This is a genomic window from Salinibacterium sp. GXW1014, assembly GCF_044769865.1.
Lineage (GTDB): Bacteria > Actinomycetota > Actinomycetes > Actinomycetales > Microbacteriaceae > Homoserinimonas.
Genome location: NZ_JBIZWA010000001.1, coordinates 1,661,163 through 1,687,942, shown reverse-complemented (window position 1 = coordinate 1,687,942; position 26,780 = coordinate 1,661,163). Strand labels below are relative to the sequence as shown.

Sequence of the window (26,780 nt, the reverse complement as noted above, 5' to 3'; positions counted from 1 at the left end):
TCTATGGGCTTCCAGAGTTCGGTGTCTGCCGTGGCCTCGTTGCCCTCTCGATGGGAACGGTGGAGAACACGGACGCCTGGGCCTGTGGGTGGGGCCTGATGGTCACGCCGGCAGCGTGCCGAGGCTCGAGGAGATGACCGCGATCATGAGCGGCACGACCCCCACCGCAACGAAGGCGGGCAGGATGCAGGCGCCGAGCGGAAGCATGAGCGTGACTCCGAGCTTCGCGGCCGCCCGGGCGCCGTCGCCGCGCGACCTGGAGCGCTGCTGCGACGCCTCGGCCCTGAGGAGGCCCGCTGCGGGCACGCCAGCACGCTGGCTGAGGTCGAGGGTCTCCTCCGCGAGTGCGAGATCGCCCATGGGCAGTTGGCATCGCTCGAGCGCGGCCCGCACCGCCTCGCGGGCGCGGTCGACGGATGCCCCGCCACCGACCGCGATCGCGAGCAGGTCGAGCTCGAGGCCGGGTGTCGTGCTCCGCCGCCCTGCGGCTCCGAGCAGTCGGCGGGTCCAGGCGCGCCCTGCAAGGAGGAGTGCGGAGCCGATGAGAAGACATGCCCACCCGGCGGGGGTCGTCGCGAGCACAGTGATGGTGTCGAAGCCCAGCGCGGCGCCGAAGAGCAGCCCGATGCCGGGAAGCACCATGACGAGCTTCGAGGTTGATGCGGGCCCCGCAAGCGCGGTCGCGACCTCGCGCTCCGTCTGCTCGACGTCGCGCAACGCATCGGCGACCGACTCGAGCGTGCCGGCGAGCGGGGCGCCCGCGTCGGAGGCGACCTGCCATGCTGCGGCGATCGCGAGCCACGCGGCATCCGTGTGTTGAGAGGCTGCGCGTTGCCGCGCCGGCGGCTTCCTCTCGATGGCGCGCACACTCGCGAGGATCGCGTCGGGCACCGAGAGGCCCTCGGCCACGGATGCTGCCACCCGCTGCACCCGCCGCGACGACCCGGCGGAGTCGGCGACGTGGGTCCACGCCGAGGCGGGCGCCGTGCCGGCCGCCAGCAGCACGGCGAGGCGGCAGGCGAGGGCCGCGACATCCTCCGTGTCCCGCGCCGCCGCGCTCATTCCTCGACCACCGCGAGACGGTCGCGCCCGTCGAGCACGAGCCTGCCGATGCTCTCGAGCCGCCGCCCCTTCGCATCACGCACGAGGTGGAGCACGCTGCCGATGGCGCTCACCGCCTGCCGCGCCACGGCATCCGGCCCCATGCCTGCGAGGGCGCCGAGCGCCTCGAGGCGTGCCGGAACATCCGACAGCGAGTTGGCGTGGAGTGTGCCGGCGCCGCCGTCATGCCCCGTGTTGAGGGCGGCGAGCAGTTCGCGCACCTCGGCACCCCGGCACTCGCCCAGCACGAGCCGGTCGGGGCGCATCCGGAGCGCCTCCTTCAGCAAGCGGGTCAGGCCCACCTCGCCCGCACCCTCGAGGTTGGCCTGCCGCGCCTCGAGCGAAACGAAGTGCGGATGCTCGACCTGCAGCTCGGCGACGTCTTCGATCGCGATGATGCGGTCGCCGACATCCGCCGCCCCGAGGAGGGCCGCGAGGAGGGTCGTCTTGCCGCTGCCGCCAGCTCCCGTCAACAGGATGTTGGCCCGCGCCGTGACGAGCGCCCGCACCCGGGCGAGCGGCACGTTCAAGAAGAACCCGCTCGCTTCAAGACTCGCGAGGCTGACTTGATCCCGTCGGGGGATGCGGACCGAGAGCAGGCAGCCGCCCGTCGAGATCGGCGGCAGCACGGCATGCACCCGGATGCCACCACCCAGACGCACATCGACGCAGGGACTCGCCTCATCGATGTGGCGACCTCCCTGCGAGATGAGGGCAACCGCGAGGGCACGCAGCTCGGGCTCGTTCATGCCGACGGGTCCGGCATGGCTCGCCCCGGCGCCCCGGTCGACCCAGACGTCGCGGTATCCGTTGACGAAGATGTCGGTCACCTCATCATCGGCGACGAAACGAGCGAGCGGCCCGAAGGAGTCGAGCTGCGCCGGGCTGAGCCTCGGCGCTGTGTGCGGTGCCGCCGTCTCGGGGGGCTCCTCCCCCTCCCGAACGGGAACGAAACGGGCGGGAGCAAGCGCGCTGGGCATCGTCATGGCGAGACGCTAGAAGACGAAAGCTTGACACCACCGCCGGCGGAGTTTGCCTGTGGGAGCCCCGCGACAGCGACTCCTGTGAAGGGGGTGCGATGGTCGCTTCGGTGGGTGTGAGGGTGGCGGGCGTCCCCCGATTTGCAAGCACTCAGGCCGGAGCCCGAGCATCTCGGGGTACAGCGCCGCCGACACTCGCCCACGATGGCGGGAACTGGCATGACGCCCGCCCCACGAATGGGGGGCACGCTCGTACCCCATTTTGAGCGCGCGTCATGCAACCCGAAATATCGGCGGCCGACGGTCGGCCTTGGGTGCCGTTAACCAACGCGGCGACCCGCGCCCAGCACGAACGGCCCAGAACTGCCGCGTTAAAAGAGAGGGGCGGCGCCTGTTGGGGGGAACTGGCGCCGCCACAGCGGCGCGTGATTGGGGGGAATCACTAGAATGCGCCGCAAGCCGAATTGACATCCGGTGCTCACAGTGTACCCCACAGCGGAGGGAACACAACAGGAATATTCATTGCGGGTTAGTCTCGAACCGGCATGCGAGAATCACTCCGCTGACTGCCTGTCTGACGTACGCAAAGGAGCGCCGAGAATGACCATGAGCGACCACATCGACAACCTGCAGCACGAGACCAGGCGCTTCCCTCCGAGCGAGGAGTTCGCCGCTGCATCCGTCGCCTCCCCCTCGCTCTACGACGCCGGCAGGGAGGACCCCGAGGCCTTCTGGGGCGAGCAGGCACGCACCATGCTGCACTGGGAGAAGGACTTCACGCGCACGCTCGACTGGGACAACGCGCCCTTCGCCCGCTGGTTCGCCGATGGCCGCCTGAACGTCGCCTACAACTGCCTCGACCGTCACGTCGAGGCAGGGCTCGGCGAGCGCGTCGCGTTCCACTGGGAGGGCGAGCCTGGCGACAGCCGCACGATCACCTACGCGGAGCTGACGGCGGAGGTCAAGAAGGCGGCCAACATGCTCACCGAGCTCGGCATCCGCTCGGGTGACCGCGTCGCGATCTACATGCCGATGATCCCCGAGGCGGTCGTCTCGATGCTCGCGGTCGCCCGCATCGGCGCCGTGCACTCCGTCATCTTCGGCGGCTTCAGCGCCGACAGCATCCGTTCGCGCGTCGACGACGCCGACGCCAAGCTCGTCATCACGGCAGATGGTGGCTGGCGCAAGGGACGCGTCTCGCCCCTCAAGCCGACCGTCGACGAGGCGCTCGCGAAGGAGGGCGCCCACTCGGTCGAGCACGTGATCGTGGTACGCCGCGGCGAGAACGAGATCGAATGGAACGACGGCCGCGACCTCTGGTGGCACGAGCAGATCGAGAAGGCCGCCCCGGAGCACACGCCGCAAGGCTTCGACGCCGAGCATCCGCTCTACATCCTCTACACCTCAGGCACGACAGGAAAGCCCAAGGGCATCCTGCACACGAGCGGCGGCTACCTGACGCAGGCCGCCTTCACCCACAAGTACGTCTTCGACCTCAAGCCGGAGACGGATGTCTACTGGTGCACGGCCGACATCGGCTGGGTCACCGGCCACAGCTATGTCGTCTACGGGCCACTCGCCAACGGCGCCACGCAGGTGCTCTACGAGGGCACGCCCGACAGCCCGCACCCGGGCCGCTGGTGGGAGCTCATCGAGAAATACAAGGTCAGCGTCTTCTACACGGCGCCCACCGCCATCCGCTCCTTCATGAAGGTCGGGCGCCAGGTGCCCGACAAGCACGACCTCTCGAGCATCCGCCTGCTCGGCTCGGTCGGCGAACCGATCAACCCCGAGGCCTGGATCTGGTACCGCGACGTGATCGGCGCCGGCACCGCCCCCGTGGTCGACACGTGGTGGCAGACGGAGACAGGCGCGATCATGATCTCCGCTCTCCCCGGCATCACGGAGGCCAAGCCCGGCTCCGCGCAGGTGCCAATGCCGGGCATCAGCGTCGACGTGCTCAACGACCATGGTGAGCACGTCGGCAACGGCAACGGCGGGCTCCTCGTCGTGACGAAGCCGTGGCCGTCGATGCTTCGCGGCATCTGGGGTGACCCCGAGCGTTTCATCGAGACCTATTGGGAGAAGTTCGACGTGCCCGGCACGAAGAACCGCCGCATGTACTTCGCGGGCGACGGCGCAAGGCTCGATGAAGACGGCGACATCTGGCTGCTCGGTCGCGTCGACGACGTCATGAATGTCTCGGGCCACCGTCTCTCGACCGCGGAGATCGAGTCGGCCCTCGTCTCGCATCCGATCGTCGCGGAGGCCGCCGTCGTCGGTGCCTCTGACGAGACGACGGGCCAGGCGGTTGTCGCGTTCGTGATCCTGCGTTCCGACCAGGAGGATGCCCAGACACCCGAAGAGGCCAACGCCATCCTGCGCTCACACGTCGCCGAGCAGATCGGGGCCATCGCGCGTCCACGTCAGATCTTCGTCGTCACGGAGCTGCCGAAGACCCGCTCCGGCAAGATCATGCGCCGCCTGCTGCGCGACGTCGCCGAGGGCCGTCAGGTGGGCGACACGACGACGCTCGCCGACACGCACGTCATGCAGGCGATCAGCGACCGGCTCACGGGCGGCGCGAAGAAGGACTGACCCCAATCAGTGTCGAGAACCTGCGCAACCGAGTGATTCGGAAGCGCAGGTTCTCGGCATCCAGCGCCTGGGGGCTACGCGAACTCGAGGACGAGCTCCACCTCGACGGGCGAGTCGAGCGGCAGCACCGCCACGCCGACCGCGCTGCGCGCGTGCTGGCCGATCTCACCGAAGACCTCGCCGAGCAGCTCACTGGCACCGTTGATGACGGCGGGCTGGCCCGTGAACGAGGCATCCGATGCCACGAATCCGACGACCTTGACGACGCGCGTGACCCGGTCGAGCGACCCGATGACGGATGCGGCGGCCGCAAGCGCATTCAGGGCGCACTGCCGCGCATACCCCGCGGCCTCCTCTGCGCTCACGGAGGCGCCGACCTTGCCTGTCGCGGGGAGCGCCCCGTCGACGAAGGGCAACTGGCCCGAGGTGTAGACGAGATTGCCGGTGACGACGGCGGGCACGTAGGCCGCGACGGGCTTGGCGACAGCGGGCAGCTCGAGGCCGAGTTCTGCCATGCGCTTCTCGATGCTCACGCTCATGCCTCCGACGCCACGGGACGCTTCAGGTAGGCGACGAGGCCGCCCTCAGGGCCCGTGACGACCTGCACGAGTTCCCAGCCCTCTGAGCCCCAGTTATTGAGGATCGCGGCGGTCGTGTGGATCATCAGGGGCGTGGTCATGTACTCCCACGTTTGCATGTCGCCATCCATTCAGCTTCGTCGGTGTTCCGATCCTTTACTCTAGGGCGTATGTCTGCCCAAAATTCGAAGCCCTCCGGCGTCCTCGGCGCCCTCGCTGGGCTCGTCGGCCTCGGCGCCCTTGCCGGTGTGCTCGTCACCGCTCTTGTCACCCCGGCCCTTGCGGTCACCGGTATGACGGCCAAAGCCTCCATCGACATCTTCAACAGCCTTCCCGAATATCTCGAGATCAACCAGCTCGCCACCAAGAACACCATCTATGGGCTCGGTGACGACGGCGTCACGCCCGTGCCGATCGCGCAGCTCTACAAGCAGAACCGCGAAGAGGTCGAGTGGGACCAGGTGTCGCAGTACCTGAAGGATGCGGTGGTCGCTGGAGAGGACCGCCGCTTCTATGAGCACGGTGGTGTCGACGTGGCATCCGTCATCCGTGCGGCCGTCGGCAACGTGGCGGGCGGCGAGATCGGCAGTGGCGCTTCAACCCTGACGATGCAGCTGGTCAAGAACATCCGCATCCAGGCAGCCCTCGAGGAGCCCTCGGAGGCGCTGCAGAAAGCGAAGCGCGCCGAGGCGGAAGAGCAGACGATCGAGCGCAAGCTGCAGGAGGCAAAGCTCGCGATCGGCCTCGAGAAGAAGTACAGCAAAGACGAGATCATGCTCGCCTACCTCAACATTGCGGGATTCGGTGGCAGCACCTACGGCGTGCAGTCGGCAGCGAAGCAGTTCTTCTCGGTGCCCGCCTCGGATGTGACGCTCCCCCAGGCCGCCAGCCTGATTGCGATCGTGCAGACCCCGGCTTCGCACAGTCTCATCTGGGAAGACAACATCGAGGCGAACAAGCAGCGCCGAGACTTCATCCTCGGCAACATGCTCGAGCTCGGCTCGATCACGCAGGAAGAGCACGATGCGGCCGTCGCGACGCCCGTCGAGGTTGCCTACAGTGCGCCGCAGAACGGGTGCATGTATGCGGCCAGCGCTCCCTACTTCTGCGACTACGTCACCAAGCTCGTGCCGGAGCTCGAAATGCTCGGCGCGAGCGCCGAGGAACGTCAGGCCAACTGGGACCGCGGCGGCTACCACGTCTACACCTCACTCCAGCTGAACCAGCAGAACCATGCCCAGGGCATCGTCAATGCTGAAGCGCCCGCTGAGGAAGCAAGGATGGAGTTGGGCGCTGTTGCCAACGTGGTGGAGCCCGGCACGGGCCGCATCCGCGTGATGGCGCAGAACAAGTACTTCGACAACACCGAGGCGGGCCAGGGTCCCGCCTACACGGCCGTGAACTTCAGCACCGACCGCCCCTACGGCGGCTCGAGCGGATTCCAGACCGGATCGACCTACAAGATCTTCACCCTCGCGGCATGGCTCAACGCCGGCCACGGCCTCAACGAGGTCGTCAACGGCGCGAAGCGTCCTTTCCCGATGGGGTCGTTCACCGACTCCTGTGGCGACGCCGGACTCGGCGGCCCCGCGTGGACCCCACCGAACTACGGCGGCGCGAGCGGCTCCTCGTCCACGACGGTGCTGCAGTCGACCATCAACTCCTACAACATCTCCTACGTCGCGATGGCGCAGAAACTCGACCTCTGCTCGATCCGCGACACGGCGGCCGCGCTCGGCGCCCACCGCGCCGATGGGGCCGACCTGCAGTACAACCCCGCGACGGTCCTCGGCACCAACGAGATGGCGCCGCTCACCATGGCGGCGGCAATCGCTGCCGTCGGTGCAGGCGGCCTCTACTGCAAGCCGACGGCGATCGACAACGTCGTCGCGGCGGATGGCACCGAGCTCGGTGGCCAGGCGCGCGAGTGCTCGCAGGCCGTGAGCCCAGAGGTTTCAGCGGCGATGGCATACGCCCTCAAGCGCGTCGTCACGGGGGGTACCGCGACGGCCTCGAACACGCGTGACGGCATCCAGATCGCCGGCAAGACGGGAACGACCGACAACTCGGAAGACACCTGGATGATCGGCACGACCACGACCAACGCCCTCGCGGTCTGGGTGGGCAACATCAACGGCAAGACCAACATGAACCGCATCTACCTGCCTGGTGGCAACGGCGCGCAGGCACGTCACCGCATCTTCCGTCCCGTCATGGCAGCACTCAACGGTCAGTATGGCGGCGGTGCATTCGCGGATCCGCCTTCCTCACTGCTCAACGGCCGTGGCGCTGTCGTGCCCAACGTGGTCGGCCAGACGCAGGAGCAGGCCAAGGCGCTCATCGAGAGCCTCGGCTTCACCTACGCCTACGGCGGAGAGGTGAGTTCGTCGGTTGAGGTCGGACGCATCGCATCCCTTGAACCGGCCCCGGGTGCAACCGTGCCCCGCGGCACGACCGTGACCGTCTACGGCAGCCTCGACAACGCTGCAGAGATGCCGAACGTGATCGGTAAGTCGCTCGGCGAGGCGAAGTCGGAGATCGGCCGCGGATACACGCTGGTAGAGGACTGCAAGGTGCTCCCCGAGAACACCGACCCCGACAGCGATGCCATCGGCAAGGTGACGGCGACGGATCCCGCCGCGGGCGGCGAGATCTTCCCCGGCGCCACCATCACGCTCTCGGTCACCCGGCTGAAGTGCTGATGACATCCCGCTCACCCGGGCGCGCGATCGGCGCCGCACTCGCGACCGCGACCGCGCTCGGGGCGGGCGCCCTCGCGTGGGGTTCGCTCGTCGAACGGCGCAACTATCGCGTGCGCCGTGAGACGCTGCCCGTGCTCGACGCCGGTGCCGACCCAATTCGCGTACTGCACATCAGCGATCTGCACATGGCGCCCTGGCAGCGCGAGAAGCAGGAGTGGGTGCGCAGCCTCGCCGATCTCGAGCCCGACCTCGTGATCAACACGGGCGACAACCTGGGGCACCGTGACGGCATCGAGGGCGTGCGCTATGCCCTTGCGCCGTTCAAGGATGTCCCTGGCGTCTTCGTGCACGGCTCCAACGACTACTTCGGCCCGACGGGCAAGAATCCGCTGAGTTACCTCGCGGGCCCCTCGGGCAAGTCGGTCGCCGCGGAGCGCCTTGACACGAGCGCGCTCGAGGAGTTCTTCGCGTCGCTCGGCTGGGTTGACCTCAACAACGCCGCGCACTGGATGACGGTGCGATCCTCGCCGCTCGAGTTCATCGGCACCGCGGATGCGCACCGCAACTGGGACAGGCTCGACGTGCTCCCCGGGGCGATCGACGAGCTGCGCGAGCAGGTGGAACCCGACGACGGCCCCGCCGACCGCGAGGCCGTCATGATCGGCGTCACGCACGCCCCCTACCAGCGCGTGCTCGACTCCTTCGTGACCCACGGGGCCGAGGTCATCTTCGCGGGCCACACGCACGGCGGCCAGGTCTGCGTGCCGGGCGTCGGCGCTCTCGTGACCAACTGTGACCTGCCACGCGAGAAGGCGAGCGGCGTCAGCCTGTGGCACCACGCCCTCGGCACGGCGTTCCTCGAGGTCTCCGCCGGGCTTGGCACCTCCATCTACGCGCCCGTCCGCTTCGCATGCCCGCCAGAGGCTGTGCTGGTGACACTCGTCGGCTCAGATATCGGCTATTCTTGATGAGTTGCCCGTGAGCGGATGCTCGCGGTAACGGATCGGGGTATGGCGCAGCTTGGTAGCGCGCTTCGTTCGGGACGAAGAGGTCGCAGGTTCAAATCCTGTTACCCCGACACAGTGAAGACCCCCTCGCGCATGCGAGGGGGTCTTCTGTTTCCGCAGCCGTGGCTTAGGTGAAATCTGGGTCTGGCGCCGAGTCGTAGACGAAGTCCACGAGGGGTTCGCGTCCGCTGCTGAGGGTGCCGCCGCTCTCCTCCAGGTAGCACTCGCCGCAGAGGGACTCGTAGCTGACGCTGAAGCGCCCCGTCGCACCGAGCGCGCTGCCGGCAGCTGGGCCCGCGGCATCCGTCGACTGATCGATTGCGACCTGGTCGCCCGCAAAGGTGAAGGTGTCGCCGACCTTGCGGGCGTTGAAGACCGCCTTGCGGCCGCAGCGGCAGATGGTCTTGAGCTCCTCGAGGGAGTGCGCCACCTCGAGCAGGCGACGGCTGCCGGGGAAGGCGACCGTCTGGAAGTCGGTGCGGATGCCGTACGCCAGCACGGGCACGTTCTCTAGGATCGCAATGCGCAGGAGGTCGTCGACCTGCCGCTCGGTGAGGAACTGGGCCTCGTCGACGAGCAGGCAGCTCACGTCGACGCCCGTGCGCGAGCGCACCTTCGCGCGCTCCTCCGCAAAGACGCTGTAGGCATCGTCGCGAGGCTCGATCACGAAGTCGACCGTGCGCGTCACGCCGAGGCGCGAGACGATCTGGTCGTCGCCCTTGGTGTCGACCTGGGGCTTCGCGAGCAGCACCTCCTGCCCGCGCTCCTCGTAGTTGTAGGCGGCCTGGAGGAGGGCCGTGCTCTTGCCACTGTTCATGGCGCCGTACCGGAAGTAGAGCTTGGCCATTACTGCAGGAACCCATCCTCTGCTGCGCGGCGGATGAGTTCCGCCTTCTTGCTCGCCGGCCGGTTGACCTTGGCGTACTTCTCACGCACGCGCCGCAGATAGGTCTTGGCCGTCTCGTACTGCACGTTCATCTGACGGGCGACCTCGGTCGTGCTGTGACCCGTCACATAGAGCTTGAGTGCGTCGATCTCACCCTGGCTCAGCTTGGGCCGCGCCTGGTTGATCGCGCCCGTTGGGAGGGGTCGCCAGCTCTGCTGCTGCACGACACCGCGGTCGAGGCCCATGACGCGACGCGCGACATCCATCACCTCGTTCATGGGCAGTGACTTCGAGAGGAACGCGGCAGCCCCCGCGCTGAGGGCGCGGTCGCGGGCATCACGGGTGTCGAGACTCGTCAGCACGATCACCTTCGCACCCGCGGCGCGGCAGGTGCGCACGCGTGCCTCGATCGACACCGACTCCTTCAGCTGGAAGTCGAGGAAGACGAGGTCGGTGGGAAAGTTCTCGCTGTGCACGAGCTCGAGCCACGTGTGCGCACTGAGCACGAGCTCGAAGTCCGTCGCGTTCGTGCTGATCCAACTCGACAGGCTGTCGAGCAGCACCTCATGGTCGTCGAGCAGCGCGAGTCGGATGCGTCGCGCGTCGGCCTGCGGACGCGGGGCAGCCACACCCACGACGTCCGACCCCCCTTGGCTATCGCTGGTCATAGGAGAATCTTACTGTCAGCACCGATTGCAGGTGCTCGGCGCGCAGGCGGCGGAACACGACCCGCATGACGGCGAGGTATGGCCCGAACTTGGACTTCACGAGTGGATCGACCATGTCGATGTCCACGGCGACGAAACCCTGGCAGCGCTCCCCCACGCGGGCGATGACGATCTCGAGGTTCTGCGGGCGGTCATCCGTCAGGTCGAAGATGGCCACGAGGAGGGCCCGCAGGGCGGTGCGCTGGTCGTAGGTCATGAGATTCGCGACGTTGTCGTCGTCGAACACGACGCGCGCACCGTCGGGTGCCTCGCCGTGTCGGCGCGCCCGCGCCCGCAGGTGCTCGACGAGGTTCTCGAGCCAGGTGCGATCCACCTCAGCCACCATGACCGCCCGGATGGCGTCGGCGATTGAGCGCGCATGCTCGCGCACGTCTGGCGTGATCTCCCTCCCGCCGAGCACCTCGGTGAAGAAGGGCACCACCTCGCGGTTGAGGATCGTGACCCGGTCCTGCTGCACGGAACGGGCGACGCCGGTCTCCTGCTCTGCCGAGAGGCGCTCCGCCGCCCGGGCCTCGGCGCGCATCCGCTCGATCGACTGGATGATGCTGTGCGTGAACGCGGCCGCGCTGAAGTTGAGCGCGAGCAGGGGCAGCAGGTGGATGCCGACGATGGCCGCGTCGGGAACGTTCGGCAGAGGGTTCGCCTGCGCCTGCAGCATCGAGGTGAAGCCCATGAAGACGCTCGCAAGCGCTCCGTAGGCAACGATCTCCCGCACGGGGCGATAGGCGGCCATGCCGATCGAGTAGAGGCCGAGGCTCGCTGGACCGACCCAACCGAGCGCGAAGAGCGCATCCGTGTCCCAGGCTCCCGCCGTGATGAACGCTCCCGCGAGGATCGACAGGGCGACGACCCAACCGTGCGGCCCGCGGTGGAAGGGGCCGCGATAGGGGTCGGTCGCCGACGTGACGATGATGCTTGCGACACCGAGTGAGAGCAGGCCCATGAGGGCAAGCGCGGGATTCTTGATCCAGTCGATGTAACTGACGACCATCGCCGCGGCGAAGGCGAAGGCGACGAGGGCGCTGCCGATCGTGATCGCCCTTGACGCAAACGCGCCGACCGGGTCGAGTTCCTGCCGCGTGCGCTCCGGGGGCCTCACGACGCCGGTCCAGCGTCGCCCGGTCCCCGGTCGCCCAGGGTGATCGTGGGAAGTGGGCCAGACACGAGCCTGCTTGGACCCGTCTGGGGCGGCACCTGAGCCGTCTCCCCCACCGGGAACTGGATGAGCACCGAGGTGCCGGCACCCGGAGTCGACCACACCTGCACGAGGCCGCCCACCGACTCGATGCGACTCTGGACAGAGGCCCGCAACCCAAGGCGGTCAGAGCCGACGGATGCCTCAGAGAACCCGCGCCCCGCGTCGATGATCATGACCGACACCTCGTCGTCCGAGGCGTACACGGCCACCTCCGCCGTCATGACGCCCGAGTGCTTGATGACGTTGACGAGGCACTGCTTGGCCGCGAGGCCGAGCGCCTGCGCCTGCTCCGGACTCAGGCGCAGCACGGAGCCGAAGTCTCCCGTGCCGGTCACCTCGAGCCCCTCGTCCCGCACCTGCGCGATGGCGTCGCGGAGAGGAGACGCGCGGTCGAGCGAGTCTGCCGCGGCCGTGGTATCCGAGGCCGAATTGATCCACTCCTGCCCGGAAAGGATCTGCAGGTCGCGATCGATCTGCTCCTTCTGCCGGTCATCGAGCTCGGCACCCGAGGAGGAGGCGATCGCGGCGAGGTGGCTCAGGATCGTGTCGTGCATGAGTGCGGCCGCGCGCACCTCCATGCGTGACCGCAGGTCATCGAGCAACTCCTCGCGGGCGGCGTGCTGCAGGCGCGGATGCGCGCGGACCGCGCCCCGCACCGAGAGGAAGGCGAGCAGGCACACGCCGATCGCCTCCAGCAGGAGGGCGAGGGTCAGGAGGTCGAATACGTATGGCACGCCCGCGAGCACGAGGGCAACGGATGCCGAGACCTCCGCGACGACGTACCCGGCGAGCAGCCAGACGACCGCTCGCCCGAGTCCGACTCCCCCGGCCGCGACCAGCACGAGCACGATCTTGGGCGGGGCAAGCCAGAGGGTGAGGTCGTCGAGCACGTGCGGCACCGCGAGGGCGTAGGTGATCGTGTGAACGTAGGTGGCACCCGCGCCGATCGCGAGGTACGCAAGGCCCGCCCGTAGGGTGCGGTGACGCTGCACGAACCAGACCATGGGAAACATCACCGCGAGCGCGAGCAGGGCGGGCCACAGGACTCGGTCGGGATAGGCGGCGGCGAAGCCGAGAGCGACGACGAGACCACAACAGAGCACCGCAAGCGACATGCCGTGGGCCGCGCGTGACAGGGCAAGGCTCATGGCGCGAAGCGCCACATGCGACGGCAAGCCCATGGTCACAGCGATCGTCCCTCCCACTGCTCAGTCGTCCGAGTATGGCAGCATACGGCACCTGCGCTGTACCCCGTTTAGCGGGGGGAGAACGAGTTCTCCATTGTGTTGTTGCGACCCTTGTGCCCCGGTCGCCTCAAAGCCTGCTGAGTGTTAGACGAGCGACAAATCGCGCGAGGTCGACTCGATCAGCTGCTGCGCGAGTTCCGGGTCATCTGAAAGGCGACGCCCGAGACTCGGCACCATCTCGGCGATCGACGGCTTCCACGACTCGAAGCGGTCGGGGAAGCACCGCTCGAGCAGCGAGATCATGATCGGCACGGCCGTTGACGCGCCCGGAGAAGCGCCGAGGAGGCCCGCGATCGAGCCATCCTCCGCCGCCACCACCTCGGTGCCGAACTGGAGCACGCCGCCCTTCTTGGCATCCTTCTTCATCACCTGGACGCGCTGGCCGGCCGTGATGAGCTCCCAGTCCTCGTCCTTCGCCTCCGGCATGAACTGGCGGAGCGAGTCGAGCTTCTTGGCTCGGGATGCGAGCAGCTCCGTCACGAGGTACTTCACGAGGTCGAAGTTGTCTTTCGCCACCGCGAGCATGGGGATGATGTTGCTCGGGCGCAGCGAGAAGGGAAGATCGAACCAGGAGCCCGTCTTCAGGAACTTGGGTGAGAAGCCCGCATAGGGGCCGAACATCAGGCTGCCCTTGCCGTCCACGACGCGCGTGTCGAGGTGGGGCACCGACATGGGAGGTGCGCCGACCGCCGCCTTGCCATAGACCTTGGCCGTGTGACGGGCCACGATTGCGGGGTTGTCGGTGCGGAGGAACTGGCCGCTGATGGGGAAGCCACCATAGCCCTTGATCTCCTTGATGCCCGACTTCTGCAGGAGCGAGAGTGCTCCACCGCCGGCACCGACGAAGACGAAGCGCGCGCGGGTCACGGCGGGAGTGCCGCCGACCGTGTGGCGCGAACGGATGGTCCACAGGCCGTCGCGGCCGCGCTTGAGGCCTGTGACCTTGCGCTCAAGGGTCAGCTTGGCGCCGTTGTCAGTCAGGTAGGAGAGCAGCGCCCGCGTCAGGGCACCGAAGTCGACATCCGTACCACCGACGACACGGGTCGCCGCGATCGGCTGCGACTTCGCCCGGCCAGGAAGGAGGAGCGGCGTCCAGGAGCGGATGACGGCAGGGTCATCCGTGAATTCCATGTCATCGAAGAGGGGGTTGGTCTTGAGCGCGTCGAAGCGACGGCGCAGGTAGTCGACGTTCTCCTCGCCCCACACGAAGCTGATGTGCGGCACGGGGTTGATGAACGACTTCGGGTCGGGCAGCGAGCCCTCCCGCACCATGAACGACCAGAACTGGCGCGACACCTGGAACTGCTCGTTGACCGTGACGGCCGTCTGGATCTCGAAGGTGCCGTCGGCCTGCTCCTTGCCGTAGTTCAGCTCGCAGAATGCCGCGTGGCCCGTGCCGGCGTTGTTCCACGGGTTGGAGCTCTCGAGGGCCGTCTCGGAGAGGCTCTCGAAGATCTCGATCGACCAGTCCGGCTGGAGCCGCTTGATGAGCGCACCGAGTGTGGCGCTCATGATGCCACCACCGATAAGGGCGACATCAAGGGGCTGGGTGGCGGAATCTGCGGAGGCACTCACACCCTCCAGTTTACGACTCGCCGAGGACGTCAAATCTCCACCACCGCCCTTGCTCACGCTGCCGCGAGCCTCCGTGCGGCAACGAGCTCCGCGATCTGCACCGCGTTGAGCGCTGCACCCTTGCGGAGGTTGTCGTTGCTGATGAACAGCGCGAGGCCGCGGCCACCGGGCACGCCCTCGTCCTGTCGGATGCGTCCCACGAAGCTCGGGTCCTTGCCGGCAGCCTCGAGCGGCGTCGGCACGTCGGAAAGCTCGACCCCAGGGGCATCCGCCAGCAGTTCACGCGCCCGCTCAGGGCTGATGGCGCGAGCGAACTCGGCGTTGATCGACAGCGAGTGGCCCGTGAAGACGGGCACGCGTACGCACGTGCCGCTCACGAGGAGCTCGGGCAGCTCGAGGATCTTGCGGCTCTCGTTGCGGAGCTTCTTCTCCTCGTCGGTCTCCTCAAGCCCGTCGTCGACGATGCTGCCCGCGAGGGGAATGACGTCGAAGGCGATGTTCTTCGGGAAGGCGCTCGGCGCGGGCATCGTGACGGCGGAACCATCGTTGATGAGCCCCATGGTGTCTTGCTCGACCGCCGCGCGGGTCTGCTCGAGCAGCTCGGTGCCGCCCTTGAGCCCCGCACCCGAGACCGCCTGGTAGGTGCTGACGATGAGACGCTCGAGCCCCGCCTCCTCGTGCAGGACCTTGAGCACGGGCATGGCCGCCATGGTCGTGCAGTTGGGGTTCGCGATGATGCCCTTGGCCGCCTGGTCGATCGCCTGCGGGTTGACCTCACTCACCACGAGCGGCACCTCGGGGTCGAGGCGCCAGCCGGAGGAGTTGTCGACAACCGTCACGCCCGCGGCGGCGAAGCGAGGAGCCTGCGCCTTGGAGAGCGTCGCGCCCGCCGAGAAGATTGCGACATCGAGGCCGGAAGGGTCGGCCGTCGCTGCGTCTTCCACCACGATGTCTTCGCCCTTGAAGGGAAGCGTTGTGCCCGCCGAACGCGCAGAGGCGAAGAAACGGATGCTCGCGACGGGGAAGTCGCGCTCCTCCAGGAGGCGGCGCACGACCGTGCCGACCTGGCCGGTGGCGCCGACGACGCCGATGTTGATTCCTGCTGCAGTGCTCATCGGCCGGTGCCTCCGTAGACGATTGCTTCGCCGTCGGCATCAAGCTCGAAGGCGGTGTGGATGATGCGGACGGCGTCGGGCACGATCTCCGCGCGGGTGACAACGCTGATGCGGATCTCGCTCGTCGAGATCATCTCGATGTTGATCCCGGCCTCGGAGAGCGCGGCAAAGAGCTTGGCCGAGACGCCCGTGTTGGTGCGCATGCCGGTGCCGACCACCGCGATCTTGCCGATGCCGTCGTCGTGCTGCAGGCCCGCGAAACCGACCTCACTGCGCCCCGCCTCGAGTGCCGCAAGGGTCGCGGCGACCTGCGACTTCGGGAGCGTGAAGGAGATGTCGGCAAGGCCAGTGTCGACCGTGGAGGAGTTCTGCACGATCAGGTCGATGTTGGCGCCGGCGCTGGCCGCGATCGTGAAGATGCGCGCGGCGGTGCCCGGGACATCCGGAACTCCCGCGACCGTGATCTTGTCTTCGCTGAGGTCGGCAGCGACGCCCGTGATGATCGGTTCTTCCACGGTCTCTCCCTCTGTTGAATTCACCACGATGGTGCCGGGCTTGTCACTAAACGAGGAACGGACGTGCAGTGTGACGCCGTGCCTGCGCGCATATTCCACTGCGCGGATATAAAGAACTTTCGCCCCCGCGGCCGCGAGCTCGAGCATCTCCTCCGTGGTGATGCGGTCGATCTTCTGCGCGGCAGGGACCATGCGGGGGTCGGTCGTGAAGACGCCATCGACGTCGGTGTAGATTTCGCAGACCTCAGCGTCGAGGGCCGCCGCGAGGGCGACCGCCGTCGTGTCGGAACCGCCGCGACCGAGGGTCGTGATGTCGCCCGAGTCGCGGTTGAAGCCTTGGAAGCCGGCAACGATCGCGATGTAGCCGTGGTCAAGTGCATCCTGAACGCGGCGAGGGGAGACCTCGACGATGCGAGCCGCGCCGTGCTTCTCGTCGGTGATCATGCCGGCCTGGCTACCCGTGTAGGAGCGCGCCTCCTCACCGAGGTCGCGAATGGCCATCGCAAGGAGCGCCATCGAGATGCGCTCCCCCGCCGTCAGGAGCATGTCGAGCTCGCGGCCGGCCGGGGCCTCAGACACTGCCGCCGAGAGGTCGAGGAGCTCATCGGTCGTGTCACCCATCGCCGAGACGACCACGACGACGTCGTTGCCCGCGCGGCGGGTTGCGACGATGCGGGACGCGACGCGCTTGATGCCCTCGGCATCCGCAACGGATGAGCCGCCGTACTTCTGCACAATCAAGGCCACGCGAAAATCTCCCGGGGTCGTGAGGGGGTTGGGCGCAATCGGGGTGAAGCACCAAGCACCCAAGTGTAGTGGCTGCTCGGGCGCCTAGTTCTCGACCAGGCGGCGCCCCTCGAAGGCACGACCGAGCGTCACCTCGTCGGCGTACTCGAGGTCTCCCCCGACGGGAAGGCCCGAGGCGAGACGTGAGACGGAGAGTCCCGGCTGGTTGAGGAGCCGCGAGAGGTAGGTCGCCGTCGCCTCACCCTCAAGGTTCGGGTCGGTCGCGATGATGACCTCGGTGACGGTGCCGTCGGCGAGCCGCCGCATGAGCTGGCGGATGCGCAGGTCGTCTGGGCCGACGCCATCGATCGGGCTGATCGCACCGCCGAGCACGTGGTAGAGGCCGCGGAACTCGCGCGTACGTTCGATCGCGACGACATCCTTCGCCTCCTCGACGACACAGATGGTGGCCTGTGAGCGGCGCGGGTCGCGGCAGATGCTGCACGTCTCGTGCTCCGTCACGTTGCCGCAGATGTCGCAGAAGCGCACCTTCTCGCGCACGATCGTCAGGAGCTCGGCCAGGCGACCGGCATCGTAGGACTCCGTCTGGAGGATGTGGAACGCGATGCGCTGGGCGGACTTCGGCCCGATTCCCGGCAGGCGACCGAACTCGTCGATCAGCTCTTGGACGACTCCCTCATACATGTCAGTTCATCCCTGGGGTCACGCGCGGAGTGTGCGGCTGCTCCTCGATGAAGGTTGCACCGAGGACCTGCCGCACGACGGCCTCGCCGTACTTCTGTGGGCCGTTGTGAGGAGCGCCCTGCCGCGCTGGTGCGCTCGCCTGCGGGCGCCCGCTGTTCGGTGCCTTGGCCGGTCTCTGCTGGGCGCCGGATGCACCCTGCGACGGACGACGAGCCCCCGACGGCGCACCGGGCTCGCCGGGCGGCGGCACCCTGTCGTAGTCGGGGTCGAATGGCGGCTCGTCGTCGAACGGCGGCTCGTCGTCGCGGCTGGCAGCGGCCGCCGCACGGCTGTCGGGCGCCACGTTGGCTCGCGCGCCGCCGGGCGATGCGGGTGCTGCGCTTGTTGCGGACGACTCCGCGGGCGCACTGGTCTCAGCACCGGGGATCGCGACGGTTGCCCAGTCGGAGACGGTCGCGCTGGGCTGCGAGGCCGAAGGGCCGCCGTCGTTTCGCCGGGCCGGCGCGCTGGAGTTGGCCGAGGGGGCCGGGCGGGACGGCGCGTTCGACGGGGACTGCGGCGGGCGTGCCTGTGTCGGCGCGGCGGAGGTCGGCGCGGCGGCGGCGGGCGCTACGGCTGCCCCCGTCGCGGCGACGCGGGCGATGAGCTTCGGAGTGATGCCGAGCACGGATGCGACGCCGCGCTTGAGGTAGTCGCCCACGCCCTCGCCCGGCGCGGACGGTGCCTTGAGTGACTCGACATCTTTCTGGCTCGGGAACTCGAGCACGAGCACGTCACCGTCGCGCAGCTCACGCACCTGCGCCGTGAACAGCACCATCCAGGCGGTGCGCTTCGCCTGCTGCACCGCGTCGAGGATCTGCGGCCAGGCATCCCGCACCTGCTGCACTGTGACGGGGCCGACCGGCTGCTGGGGCGGGGGGACCTGCTCGGACGGCGTGGCACTCTCTGTCGGCGCGGCGGCGGCTTCCGTGCCACGATCCGCCCCGGGCGCGCCGGTACCGCCTGGTGCGACCGCACTCGCGGGGCCTCTCGGCGCGCCTGCAGGTGCGGTGCGTTCCTCCGCGGCGGGCTGCGCAGCGGCGGCCGGAGTCGGCGCGGGCTCGACCGGCGACGCGGATGCGGCAGGGGACGTTGCCGGGATCGATGCGGGAGCGGGCGCGACGCGGGAGTGCACCTCCGCGGAGACGCTCGCCTGCGACTGTGCGGCGGGCGCAACATCCGCCGCCGCCACCCCGACCCGGCGCTCGAGACGCTCGACGCGGGCGAGCGCTCCGCGCTCGGTGTCGTCGGATGCGGGCACGAGCACGCGCGCGACCATGAGTTCGAGGTGGAGTCGCGGTGACGTGGCGCCCGTCATCTCGGTGAGCGCGGAGGCGACGATGTCTGCCGTGCGGCTCAGTTCGGCCTGGCCGAAGCGGGCCGCCTGCTGCGCCATGTGGTCGAGCTCGTCGGGCTGCACGCCCCGCAGCACGGCCGCGGCGCCCTGGTGGTTGCCGAGCGGGAACGCGCTCACGACGATCAGATCGCGAAGTTTCTCGAGCAGGTCTTCGACGAAGCGGCGCGGGTCTTGCCCCGTCTGGATGACGCGATCGACCGTCTCGAACGCGGCCGAGGCATCCTTCGCGCCCAGGGCGTCGATGACCTCGCCCAGCAGCGCGCCGTGCGTGTAGCCGAGGAGGGCGACGGCCCGCTCGTAGACGACCGTGTCGCCCTCCGAGCCCGCGATGAGCTGGTCGAGCAGGGAGAGCGTGTCACGCACAGACCCGCCACCGGCCCGCACGACGAGCGGAAGCACGCCCGCCTCGACGGCGACGCCCTCGCTCTCGCAGAGGTGACCGACGTAGTCGAGCATCTGGGCGGGCGGCACCAGGCGGAACGGATAGTGATGCGTGCGCGAGCGAATCGTGCCGATGACCTTGTCTGGCTCGGTCGTGGCGAAGATGAACTTGATGTGCTCCGGCGGTTCTTCGACGATCTTGAGGAGCGCGTTGAAGCCCTGCGGCGTGACCATGTGGGCCTCGTCGAGGATGAAGATCTTGAACCGGTCACGCGCGGGCGCGAAGACGGCCCGCTCGCGGAGGTCGCGCGCGTCGTCGACACCGTTGTGGCTGGCGGCGTCGATCTCGACGACATCGAGGGAGCCGCCACCGTCGCGGCTCAACTCGACGCAGCTGGGGCACACACCACATGGGGTGTCGGTGGGACCCTCGGCACAATTGAGGCAGCGCGCCAAGATGCGGGCGGATGTCGTCTTGCCGCAGCCCCTCGGACCACTGAAGAGGTAGGCGTGGTTGACCCGATCGGTGCGCAACGCGGTGGTGAGCGGATCGGTCACCTGCGACTGCCCGATGAGCTCGGCAAAGGTCTCGGGCCGGTAGCGGCGATAGAGGGCGGTAACCACGGGCTCAATCGTAGTCGGGGCCACTGACAGCGGGCGCCGGGCGGCGTGAGCCAGTCCCGCGACGGCCACGGGCGGGACCGCGGCGGGCCGCTGGTCGCGTCCTTCCTGGTCCCCGGACGCCAACCGATCTACGGAGATATGGCGCCACGCCGAGAAAACGCGCCGGCAGATTCGGCGAGTCGCCAGAAATCCGAAGTTGCGTTGGTGCAGTCAAACTCGTCCAAAGCAAGTCGGTTCCTCCACAGACGCGCCCCTGCGGGGTCTTCCCCGCTACCGTTTGCATCCCGACACGACGGGGCCGCAGTCTTCCCACGATCGGCACATGCCGACTCTTCTTTGCACGCTGGGACACGTGGCCACAACTCGCGAACTACGCGCACACGGCGTCACGCCGTGGCAACTCCACCGGGGAGTCGCGGACGGGCGAGTGACTCGACCGCGGCGCGGAACCTATGCCTGCACTCACGTAGACCTCAACATCCTCCGCGCCGCCGAGCTGGGCGGCGCCATCACCTGCGTGACGGTGTTGCGCCGGGCCGAGGTGTGGGCGGGACACGACCGTGACACGCACGTGCAGGTCATGCCCGGTAGTGCAGTCACGCCAGCCCGAGGAGCTCGCCTTCACTGGGTCGAGCCACGCCTCGTGATGGAGACACGGTTTGTCGCCGGGCCGGCCGAAGCGCTCCGGCAAGCAATGCACTGCCTTGACTCCGAGAATGCGGTCGCCGCGCTCGAATCTGCGGGCCATGAAGAACTGCTCCAGCCAGACGAGGTCTGGCGGGTGTTCCGCAGCGCACCGCGGAGAGTGCAGCGGGAGACGACCACGCTCCACTTCGAGAGCGGCTCAGGCAACGAGACGATCGTCCGCTTGCGACTGCAACACGTCGGATTCCAAGTCGAACCACAGGGATACGTACCGGGTCTCGGCCATCAGGATCTCGTGGTCGAAGGCTGCATCGGGCTGGAGATCGACGGTCGCAAGTGGCATGGCGAGGATAGGTTCGCGTTAGACCGGGACCGAGACATCCATTCTGAATCGCTGGGGAGACATGTGTTGCGCCTGCGGCCAGCGCACATCTTCGAGACCTGGCCGCAGACGCTTATCGCGATTGAGCGCGCGGTGTCGGATGCGAAGACACTGCGAAGGCTGCGATCGTGGCGAAACGGGGCAACGCAACTTCGGAAGAACGGCGACACTCCGGCGGAAGCGGTCGTGACAGGCGGCGTGTCGCCAGTTCTCCGGAGTTGCGTTGGAGCGCAGCCAGAAGGATGAAGGGAAGATGCAGCCGGCGCGGCGATGCTGCGGTGTGTCACGCCACGCGCGCCGGTGGGGTCACGCCACGAGGGCCGCCGCCTGCCGTGCGATCTCGAGTTCCTCGTTGGTGGGGATCACGAGCACCGCGACGGGGGCGCCTTCCGGCGAGATGTAGCGCTCCGCGCGCGACTGGAGTTCGTTGCGGTCGTCGTCGACGTGGATGCCGAGGAACTCAAGCCCCGCGAGCGCTCGCCGCCGCAGCAACGCGTTGTTCTCGCCGATGCCCGCCGTGAAGACGAGGGCGTCGAGGCCACCGAGCCCGGCGACGTAGGCCCCGATGTAGTGACGGATGCGGTGGCGCCAGATCGCGAGGGCCGCCGACGCGACCCCGTCACCGCCCGAGGCGGCCTCCTGCACGTCGCGCATGTCTCCCGTGCCGGTGAGGCCGAGCAGCCCGCTGCGACGGTTGAGCAGCACGTCGATCTCATCGATCGAGAGGCCTGCCTCCCTTGCGAGGTGGAAGACGACGCCCGCGTCGATGTCGCCGGAGCGGGTTCCCATGACGAGACCCTCCAGCGGGGTGAGACCCATCGACGTATCGACCGATCGGCCCCCGTCGACCGCCGTGACGGATGCGCCGTTGCCGAGGTGCAGCACGATCGTGCGTAGCGACTCGAGTGGGCGGCCCAGAAACTCGGCGGCACGGCGCGAGACGTACTGGTGGGAGGTGCCGTGGAACCCGTAGCGACGGATCTTGTACTCACTGGCGATGCTGGTGTCGATCGCGTAGGTAAATGCCTCCGGCGGGAGCGTCGCGTGGAAGGCCGTGTCGAAGATCGCGACATGGGGAATGTTCGGCAGGGCGGCGCGAGCGGCCCGGATTCCGCGCACGCTGCCCGGGTTGTGCAGCGGTGCGAGCACCGAGAGCTGGTCGATCTCCTCCTCGACGGCGTCGTCGATGAGGGTCGCTGAGCTGAAGTTCGGCCCCCCGTGGACGACCCGATGCCCGACAGCGACGATGTCATCGCCGCGGTCGCCGAGCTTCGCCAGCACGATGCTCATGCCGAACTCGTGGTCTGGGATCGGGGAGCCTGCTTCACCGATGCGTTCGATGAGTCCGCCGACGAGGGACTCGCCTGTGTCGACGTCGACGAGCTGGTATTTGATGGAGGAGGAGCCGGAGTTGACGACGAAGACGAGGCTCACGCGCGGCGCTCCTGAACGTCGACAGGCGAGGCAGCCTGGATGGCCGTGATCGCGACGGTGTTGACGATGTCCTGCACGAGGGCTCCCCTGGAGAGGTCGTTGATGGGTTTGTTGAGTCCCTGGAGGACGGGGCCGATCGCGACAGCTCCCGCGCTGCGCTGCACCGCCTTGTAGGTGTTGTTGCCGGTGTTGAGGTCGGGGAACACGAAGACCGTTGCTCGCCCCGCGACATCCGAATCGGGCATCTTGGACCTGCCGACCGCGGCATCCACCGCGGCGTCGTACTGGATCGGGCCGGCAACAGGCAGCTCGGGGCGCCTCTCGCGCACGAGGGCGGTCGCCTCGCGCACCTTGTCGACGTCGGCGCCGCTGCCAGACTCCCCCGTCGAGTACGACAGCATCGCGACGCGGGGGTCGATGCCGAACTGCTGTGCCGTCTCGGCAGAGGAGATGGCGATGTCGGCGAGCTGGCCCGCATCCGGGTCGGGGATGACGGCGCAGTCGCCGTACGCCAGCACCCGGTCTTCGAGGCACATGAGGAAGATGCTGGAGACTACGGAGGTGTCTGGCCGGGTCTTGATGATCTCGAAGCCCGGTCGGATGGTGTGCGCGGTCGTGTGCGCGGCGCCGGAGACCATGCCGTCGGCGAGGCCCAGGTGCACCATCATGGTGCCGAAGTAGGAGACATCCGTCACCGTCTCGCGCGCGACATCCACCGTCATGCCCTTGTGGGCGCGGAGTCGGGCGTACTCCTCAGCGAAGCGTTGGCGCAGCTCCTCATCGAAGGGGCTCAGGATGCTCGCATCCGCGATGTCGAGGCCGAGCCCGGCCGCCCGGGAGCGCACCTCCGACTCGTCGCCGAGGATCGTGAGCTTTGCCACGTTGCGCCGCAGGAGGGTGCTCGCCGCCTGCAGGATGCGGTCGTCGCTCCCCTCCGGGAGCACGATGTGGCGGCCGGCCTGCCGCGCGCGGGCGAGGAGGTCGTACTCGAACATGAGGGGGGTGATCGTCTCGGATCGGGAGACCTGCAGGCGCCCCAGCAGGTCGGCCGCGTCGACGTGCTCCTCGAAGAGGGCGATCGCGGTCTCCCGCTTGCGCGGGGAATCCGCCGCCATCCGCCCTCGCGTGCGGGTGACACGCTGTGCGGTGTCGTAGGTGCCGAGCTCGGTGCGGATGATCGGCAGCGTCGGCGCGAGCCCGTCGATGAGTCGCTCGATCTGCGGCAGCAGGTCGAAGCCGCCGTTGAGGATGATGCCCGAGAGGGACGGGAAGGTGTCGGAGGTGTGCGCCATCAGCATGCCGAGCAGCACGTCGGAGCGGTCTCCGGCAACGACGACGACGGCACCCTCGATGAGGCGGGTGAGGCAGTTCTCCATCGACATACCCGTCATGACGACGCCGAGGGCTTCCCGCTGGAGGAGCGCGGCATCGCCCTTGATGAGGGTGCCGTCGACGGCCTCGAGGAGGTGCGCCATCGTGGGCGCGATGAGGAACGGGTCGTCGGGAATCACCCAGACGGGCACGTCACCGGATTCCTCGGCGAGCGCCGATCGGATCTCCTCCGTCAGCTGCGGCTCGGCCCTGTTGGCGATGACCCCGAGCAGGTGGGCGTGGGCGGAGTCGAGCTCCTGTGTGGCGAGGCCGAACACCTGGGCCAGCTCATCCCCGCTCCGGGGCCCAGTCTCGGCCGATTGGCCGCCGAGCACGAGCAGCACCGGCGCGCCCAGGTTGGCGGCGATCCGAGCGTTGTAGGAAAGCTCGGTGGGGCTCCCCACATCGGTGTAGTCGGAGCCGAGCACGACGACGACGTCACACTGGGCCTCGACCGCTTTGAAGCGCTCGACGATGCGTGAGAGGGCGGCATCCGGATCGGCGTGCACATCGTCGTAGGTGACGCCGAGGCACTGCTCATAGTCGAGGTCGACGCCGTCGTGGCTGAGCAGCAGCTCGAGCACGTAGTCCCGCTCACTGATGGAGCGCGCGACCGGTCGGAACACGCCCACCCGCGAGGCCTCGTGGGTGAGGGTGTCGAGCAGTCCGAGGGCGATGGTCGACTTGCCTGCGTGTCCTTCGACGGACGTGATGTAGATGTTTCGAGCCACGATGACACCCTACGCTCGCGTTCGAAACATCTGCCCCCGGGCATCCGCCGCATCCACCCTGCTGGTGCGACTCGGGAGATCACCCCGCAAAAAAGAAAGGACCCCTCGCGCACCCGCCAGAGCCCGGTTACCCTTGCTGCATTTCTGCCCTGGGGGAGTTGGCCTGGATGGCGCCACGCGAGGAGCCGTGAACAAGTCTAGCGGATGCTCGGCCGCGGGTCCTTCGTGGGCGCCGAGCCGCGGCATCCGGAACCGGGCAGTGCGCCGGCTCGCAAGCAACCCCCTGCAACGCACGATGGCGCTACACGTTCTGGCCTTGCGCGCCTGCTTTTTCAGCCGCGCAAGGCCAAGAACTGTAGCGCCACCGACGCCGGGAGCTGCGGTCAGCCTCAGAACGGGTAGATCGCGATCTCCGGCCGCATCGTGAGCCACTGGGTCTCGGTGTAGGCCTCGATGTTGGCGGTCGCGCCGCCAACACGCGAGCCGGTGCCGGATGCGCCCACGCCACCGAAGGGCGAGTTGGCCTCGTCAGAGACGGTCTGCTCGTTGATGTGGATCTTGCCCGAATTGATGCGGTCGGCGACCTTCATCGCCTCCCCCACGTCGCCCAGGATGCCGACCGAGAGGCCGTACTCGCTCGCGTTGGCCAGCTCGACGGCCTCGTCGATCGTGCTGAACTTCATGACGGGGGCGACAGGCCCGAAGATCTCCTCCGTCCAGCCCGGGTTGGTGCGGTCGATGCCCGAGAGCACGGTCGGGCGGTAGAACAAGGCCTCGCCACCACCACCAGCCGACACCGTTGCACCCGCCTCGACAGACTGCTTGACGAGGCCGTCGATGCGGTCCCACTGCTTCTCGTCAATGATCGGTCCGAGCGCGACCTGGCCCGAGGCGGGGTCGCCGACGGGCAGGCCCTCCGCCTTCTCAGAAAGCAGGCGCACGTACTCGTCGTACATGCTCTCGTGCACGAGGTGACGCCCCGTCGTCATGCAGATCTGGCCCTGGTGCATGAAGGAACCGAAGGCGCCCGCCGAGACGGCCTTTTCGAGGTCGGCGCCGGGCAGCACGATGAGGGCGTTGTTGCCGCCCAGCTCCAGGTGTGCGCGCTTGAGGTTGCGAGCCGCCGACTCGCCGACCTTGCGGCCTGCAGGCGTGGAGCCCGTGAAGGCGATGACCCGAACCTCAGGCGCCTCGCAGACCGCGGCACCGACATCCGCCCCGCCCGGGAGCAGCTGAAGCACTCCGGAGGGCAGCCCCGCCTCCTCGAAGATGCGCATGAGCACGACACCGCCCGAGACCGCGGTGCGGGGGTCCGGCTTGAGGAGCACGCTGTTGCCGAGCGCGATCGCCGGCGCGACCGAACGGATCGACAGGATCAGCGGAAAGTTGAAGGGCGCGATCACGCTGACGACACCGGCGGGGCGGCGGCGGGCGAACGACCAGCGGTCCTCATTGCTCGTGAGCACCTCACCGTGCGGGTGGCCGGGAAGGGCGGATGCCTCGTAGCACTCGTTCGCGGCAGTGTGAGTCTCGAGCTGAGCCTTCGGCGGGATCGCCCCCGTCTCGCGGATGTTCCAGCCCTGGATCTCCTCCCCGTACTCCTCGAAAAGCTGGCCAGCCCGACGAAGCACGGCCGCGCGCTCCTCAGGTCGACGCTGCGCCCAATCGCGCTGCGCACGGGCCGCCGAGGTGGATGCCTTCAGCACGTCATCGACGGATGCAGCGCCAACAGAACTGAGCTCACGGCCCGTCGCCGGCTCCACCACCGGGATCGAACCAGCGCCGCCGCTCGTCCAACCGTCGACATAAATCCGCCCCGCCCAGTTGGCGTCATCCAGCAAAGTCATGAGTGCTCCTTCGTTGATCGAGATCAACAACGATTCTCCCCCGACATCCTGAGCGGGACGTGCGCTGGCAAGCACGCCTCACGAAATCGCGTAAGATCTTGTGAGGCCGATGCGGGAGACCGCACTCAGCCGTCAGGAGAATTCGCCTAGTGGCCTATGGCGCACGCTTGGAAAGCGTGTTGGGTTAACGCCCTCGGGGGTTCGAATCCCCCATTCTCCGCCACGGTCGAGGCCCGCCATCATTGGGATGCGCGGGCCTTCGACGCTCTACCCGGCACCTTCATGCAACGACTTATGCAACATGACCA

The 26,780-nt window shown here is 68.1% G+C and carries 20 protein-coding genes, 2 tRNA genes, 1 other RNA gene and 1 pseudogene; 7 read left to right on the top strand and 17 right to left on the bottom strand.

Annotated features, from left to right (window positions below; genetic code table 11):
* Window positions 1-102: 102 nt before the first annotated feature.
* Both ACIQK7_RS08340 and ACIQK7_RS08335 read right to left on the bottom strand, forming a co-directional pair.
* Complete coding sequence (locus tag ACIQK7_RS08340) at window positions 103-1,062, bottom strand: type II secretion system F family protein (RefSeq protein ID WP_403023207.1); 960 nt, start codon at window positions 1,060-1,062, stop codon at window positions 103-105.
* Entirely contained in the window at window positions 1,059-2,087 is a 1,029-nt protein-coding gene (locus ACIQK7_RS08335; protein ID WP_403023204.1) for a TadA family conjugal transfer-associated ATPase, read from the bottom strand. The genes ACIQK7_RS08340 and ACIQK7_RS08335 overlap by 4 nt, the downstream gene beginning before the upstream one ends.
* Window positions 2,088-2,687: 600 nt before the next feature.
* Between ACIQK7_RS08335 and acs the strand changes: the two genes are divergently transcribed.
* The gene (gene acs / locus ACIQK7_RS08330) at window positions 2,688-4,679 is read left to right on the top strand and encodes an acetate--CoA ligase (protein WP_403024014.1); all 1,992 of its coding nucleotides are present in this window, start codon (window positions 2,688-2,690) and stop codon (window positions 4,677-4,679) included.
* 74 nt (window positions 4,680-4,753) lie between these two features.
* Here acs and ACIQK7_RS08325 read toward each other — a convergent pair whose 3' ends face one another.
* Entirely contained in the window at window positions 4,754-5,218 is a 465-nt protein-coding gene (locus ACIQK7_RS08325; RefSeq protein ID WP_403023201.1) for a RidA family protein, read from the bottom strand.
* Window positions 5,215-5,376: a DUF4177 domain-containing protein gene (locus ACIQK7_RS08320; RefSeq protein WP_222705957.1), complete on the bottom strand. Its 162-nt coding sequence runs from the start codon at window positions 5,374-5,376 to the stop codon at window positions 5,215-5,217. Before ACIQK7_RS08320 ends, ACIQK7_RS08325 begins: the two co-directional genes overlap by 4 nt.
* A 51-nt stretch (window positions 5,377-5,427) precedes the next feature.
* Here ACIQK7_RS08320 and ACIQK7_RS08315 point away from each other — a divergent pair, with 51 nt between their 5' ends.
* The 3 genes from ACIQK7_RS08315 to ACIQK7_RS08305 all read left to right on the top strand — a co-directional run bounded on the left by ACIQK7_RS08315 (window position 5,428) and on the right by ACIQK7_RS08305 (window position 9,037).
* A complete protein-coding gene (locus ACIQK7_RS08315; RefSeq protein WP_403023198.1) occupies window positions 5,428-7,959 on the top strand; it encodes a transglycosylase domain-containing protein in 2,532 nt (843 codons plus the stop codon).
* Window positions 7,959-8,927 (top strand): metallophosphoesterase, encoded by a 969-nt coding sequence (locus ACIQK7_RS08310; RefSeq protein ID WP_403023195.1) that lies wholly within the window; start codon window positions 7,959-7,961, stop codon window positions 8,925-8,927. The genes ACIQK7_RS08315 and ACIQK7_RS08310 overlap by 1 nt, the downstream gene beginning before the upstream one ends.
* 36 nt (window positions 8,928-8,963) lie before the next feature.
* Window positions 8,964-9,037: transfer RNA gene (locus ACIQK7_RS08305), tRNA-Pro, on the top strand.
* Window positions 9,038-9,093: 56 nt separating this feature from the next.
* Here the strand turns inward: ACIQK7_RS08305 and ACIQK7_RS08300 are convergent.
* The 9 genes from ACIQK7_RS08300 to ACIQK7_RS08260 form a co-directional block, all read right to left on the bottom strand.
* On the bottom strand, window positions 9,094-9,813 hold the full coding sequence (locus ACIQK7_RS08300; protein WP_403023193.1) for a thymidine kinase: 720 nt from the start codon (window positions 9,811-9,813) through the stop codon (window positions 9,094-9,096).
* Window positions 9,813-10,520: a response regulator gene (locus ACIQK7_RS08295; protein ID WP_403023192.1), complete on the bottom strand. Its 708-nt coding sequence runs from the start codon at window positions 10,518-10,520 to the stop codon at window positions 9,813-9,815. Before ACIQK7_RS08295 ends, ACIQK7_RS08300 begins: the two co-directional genes overlap by 1 nt.
* Complete coding sequence (locus tag ACIQK7_RS08290) at window positions 10,507-11,679, bottom strand: hypothetical protein (protein ID WP_403023189.1); 1,173 nt, start codon at window positions 11,677-11,679, stop codon at window positions 10,507-10,509. The genes ACIQK7_RS08295 and ACIQK7_RS08290 overlap by 14 nt, the downstream gene beginning before the upstream one ends.
* The gene (locus tag ACIQK7_RS08285; protein ID WP_403023186.1) at window positions 11,676-12,926 is read right to left on the bottom strand and encodes a sensor histidine kinase; all 1,251 of its coding nucleotides are present in this window, start codon (window positions 12,924-12,926) and stop codon (window positions 11,676-11,678) included. Before ACIQK7_RS08285 ends, ACIQK7_RS08290 begins: the two co-directional genes overlap by 4 nt.
* 183 nt (window positions 12,927-13,109) lie before the next feature.
* Window positions 13,110-14,600, bottom strand: coding sequence for a malate:quinone oxidoreductase (locus tag ACIQK7_RS08280; RefSeq protein ID WP_403023183.1), 1,491 nt, complete (start codon window positions 14,598-14,600; stop codon window positions 13,110-13,112).
* Window positions 14,601-14,653: 53 nt separating this feature from the next.
* Window positions 14,654-15,715 carry an aspartate-semialdehyde dehydrogenase gene (locus ACIQK7_RS08275; protein ID WP_403023177.1) on the bottom strand — a complete coding sequence of 354 codons (1,062 nt, stop codon included), beginning with the start codon at window positions 15,713-15,715 and terminating at the stop codon, window positions 14,654-14,656.
* On the bottom strand, window positions 15,712-16,977 hold the full coding sequence (locus ACIQK7_RS08270) for an aspartate kinase (protein ID WP_403023175.1): 1,266 nt from the start codon (window positions 16,975-16,977) through the stop codon (window positions 15,712-15,714). Before ACIQK7_RS08270 ends, ACIQK7_RS08275 begins: the two co-directional genes overlap by 4 nt.
* Window positions 16,978-17,061: 84 nt before the next feature.
* Window positions 17,062-17,661, bottom strand: a complete 600-nt coding sequence (gene recR / locus ACIQK7_RS08265; RefSeq protein WP_403023172.1) for a recombination mediator RecR — start codon at window positions 17,659-17,661, stop codon at window positions 17,062-17,064.
* Between the two features lies 1 nt (window position 17,662).
* Window positions 17,663-20,062, bottom strand: a complete 2,400-nt coding sequence (locus ACIQK7_RS08260) for a DNA polymerase III subunit gamma and tau (RefSeq protein WP_403023169.1) — start codon at window positions 20,060-20,062, stop codon at window positions 17,663-17,665.
* Between the two features lie 322 nt (window positions 20,063-20,384).
* On the opposite strand from ACIQK7_RS08260, the pseudogene ACIQK7_RS08255 reads away from it, so the two are divergent.
* Window positions 20,385-20,507 (top strand): annotated as a pseudogene (locus tag ACIQK7_RS08255) (type IV toxin-antitoxin system AbiEi family antitoxin domain-containing protein); the annotation flags it as partial.
* Between the two features lie 198 nt (window positions 20,508-20,705).
* Entirely contained in the window at window positions 20,706-21,335 is a 630-nt protein-coding gene (locus ACIQK7_RS08250) for a hypothetical protein (protein ID WP_403024049.1), read from the top strand.
* Window positions 21,336-21,395: 60 nt separating this feature from the next.
* Here the strand turns inward: ACIQK7_RS08250 and ACIQK7_RS08245 are convergent, their stop codons facing one another.
* From ACIQK7_RS08245 to ACIQK7_RS08230, 4 genes are all read right to left on the bottom strand, one after another.
* Window positions 21,396-22,523: an acetate/propionate family kinase gene (locus tag ACIQK7_RS08245; protein WP_403023166.1), complete on the bottom strand. Its 1,128-nt coding sequence runs from the start codon at window positions 22,521-22,523 to the stop codon at window positions 21,396-21,398.
* Complete coding sequence (pta, locus tag ACIQK7_RS08240; RefSeq protein ID WP_403023163.1) at window positions 22,520-24,625, bottom strand: phosphate acetyltransferase; 2,106 nt, start codon at window positions 24,623-24,625, stop codon at window positions 22,520-22,522. The genes ACIQK7_RS08245 and pta overlap by 4 nt, the downstream gene beginning before the upstream one ends.
* A gap of 93 nt (window positions 24,626-24,718) precedes the next feature.
* Window positions 24,719-24,815, bottom strand: an RNA gene (gene ffs / locus ACIQK7_RS08235) — signal recognition particle sRNA small type.
* Window positions 24,816-25,014: 199 nt separating this feature from the next.
* Window positions 25,015-26,472: a benzaldehyde dehydrogenase gene (locus ACIQK7_RS08230; RefSeq protein ID WP_403023161.1), complete on the bottom strand. Its 1,458-nt coding sequence runs from the start codon at window positions 26,470-26,472 to the stop codon at window positions 25,015-25,017.
* A gap of 135 nt (window positions 26,473-26,607) precedes the next feature.
* Here ACIQK7_RS08230 and ACIQK7_RS08225 point away from each other — a divergent pair.
* Window positions 26,608-26,695: transfer RNA gene (locus tag ACIQK7_RS08225), tRNA-Ser, on the top strand.
* The last annotated feature ends 85 nt before the right edge of the window (window positions 26,696-26,780 follow it).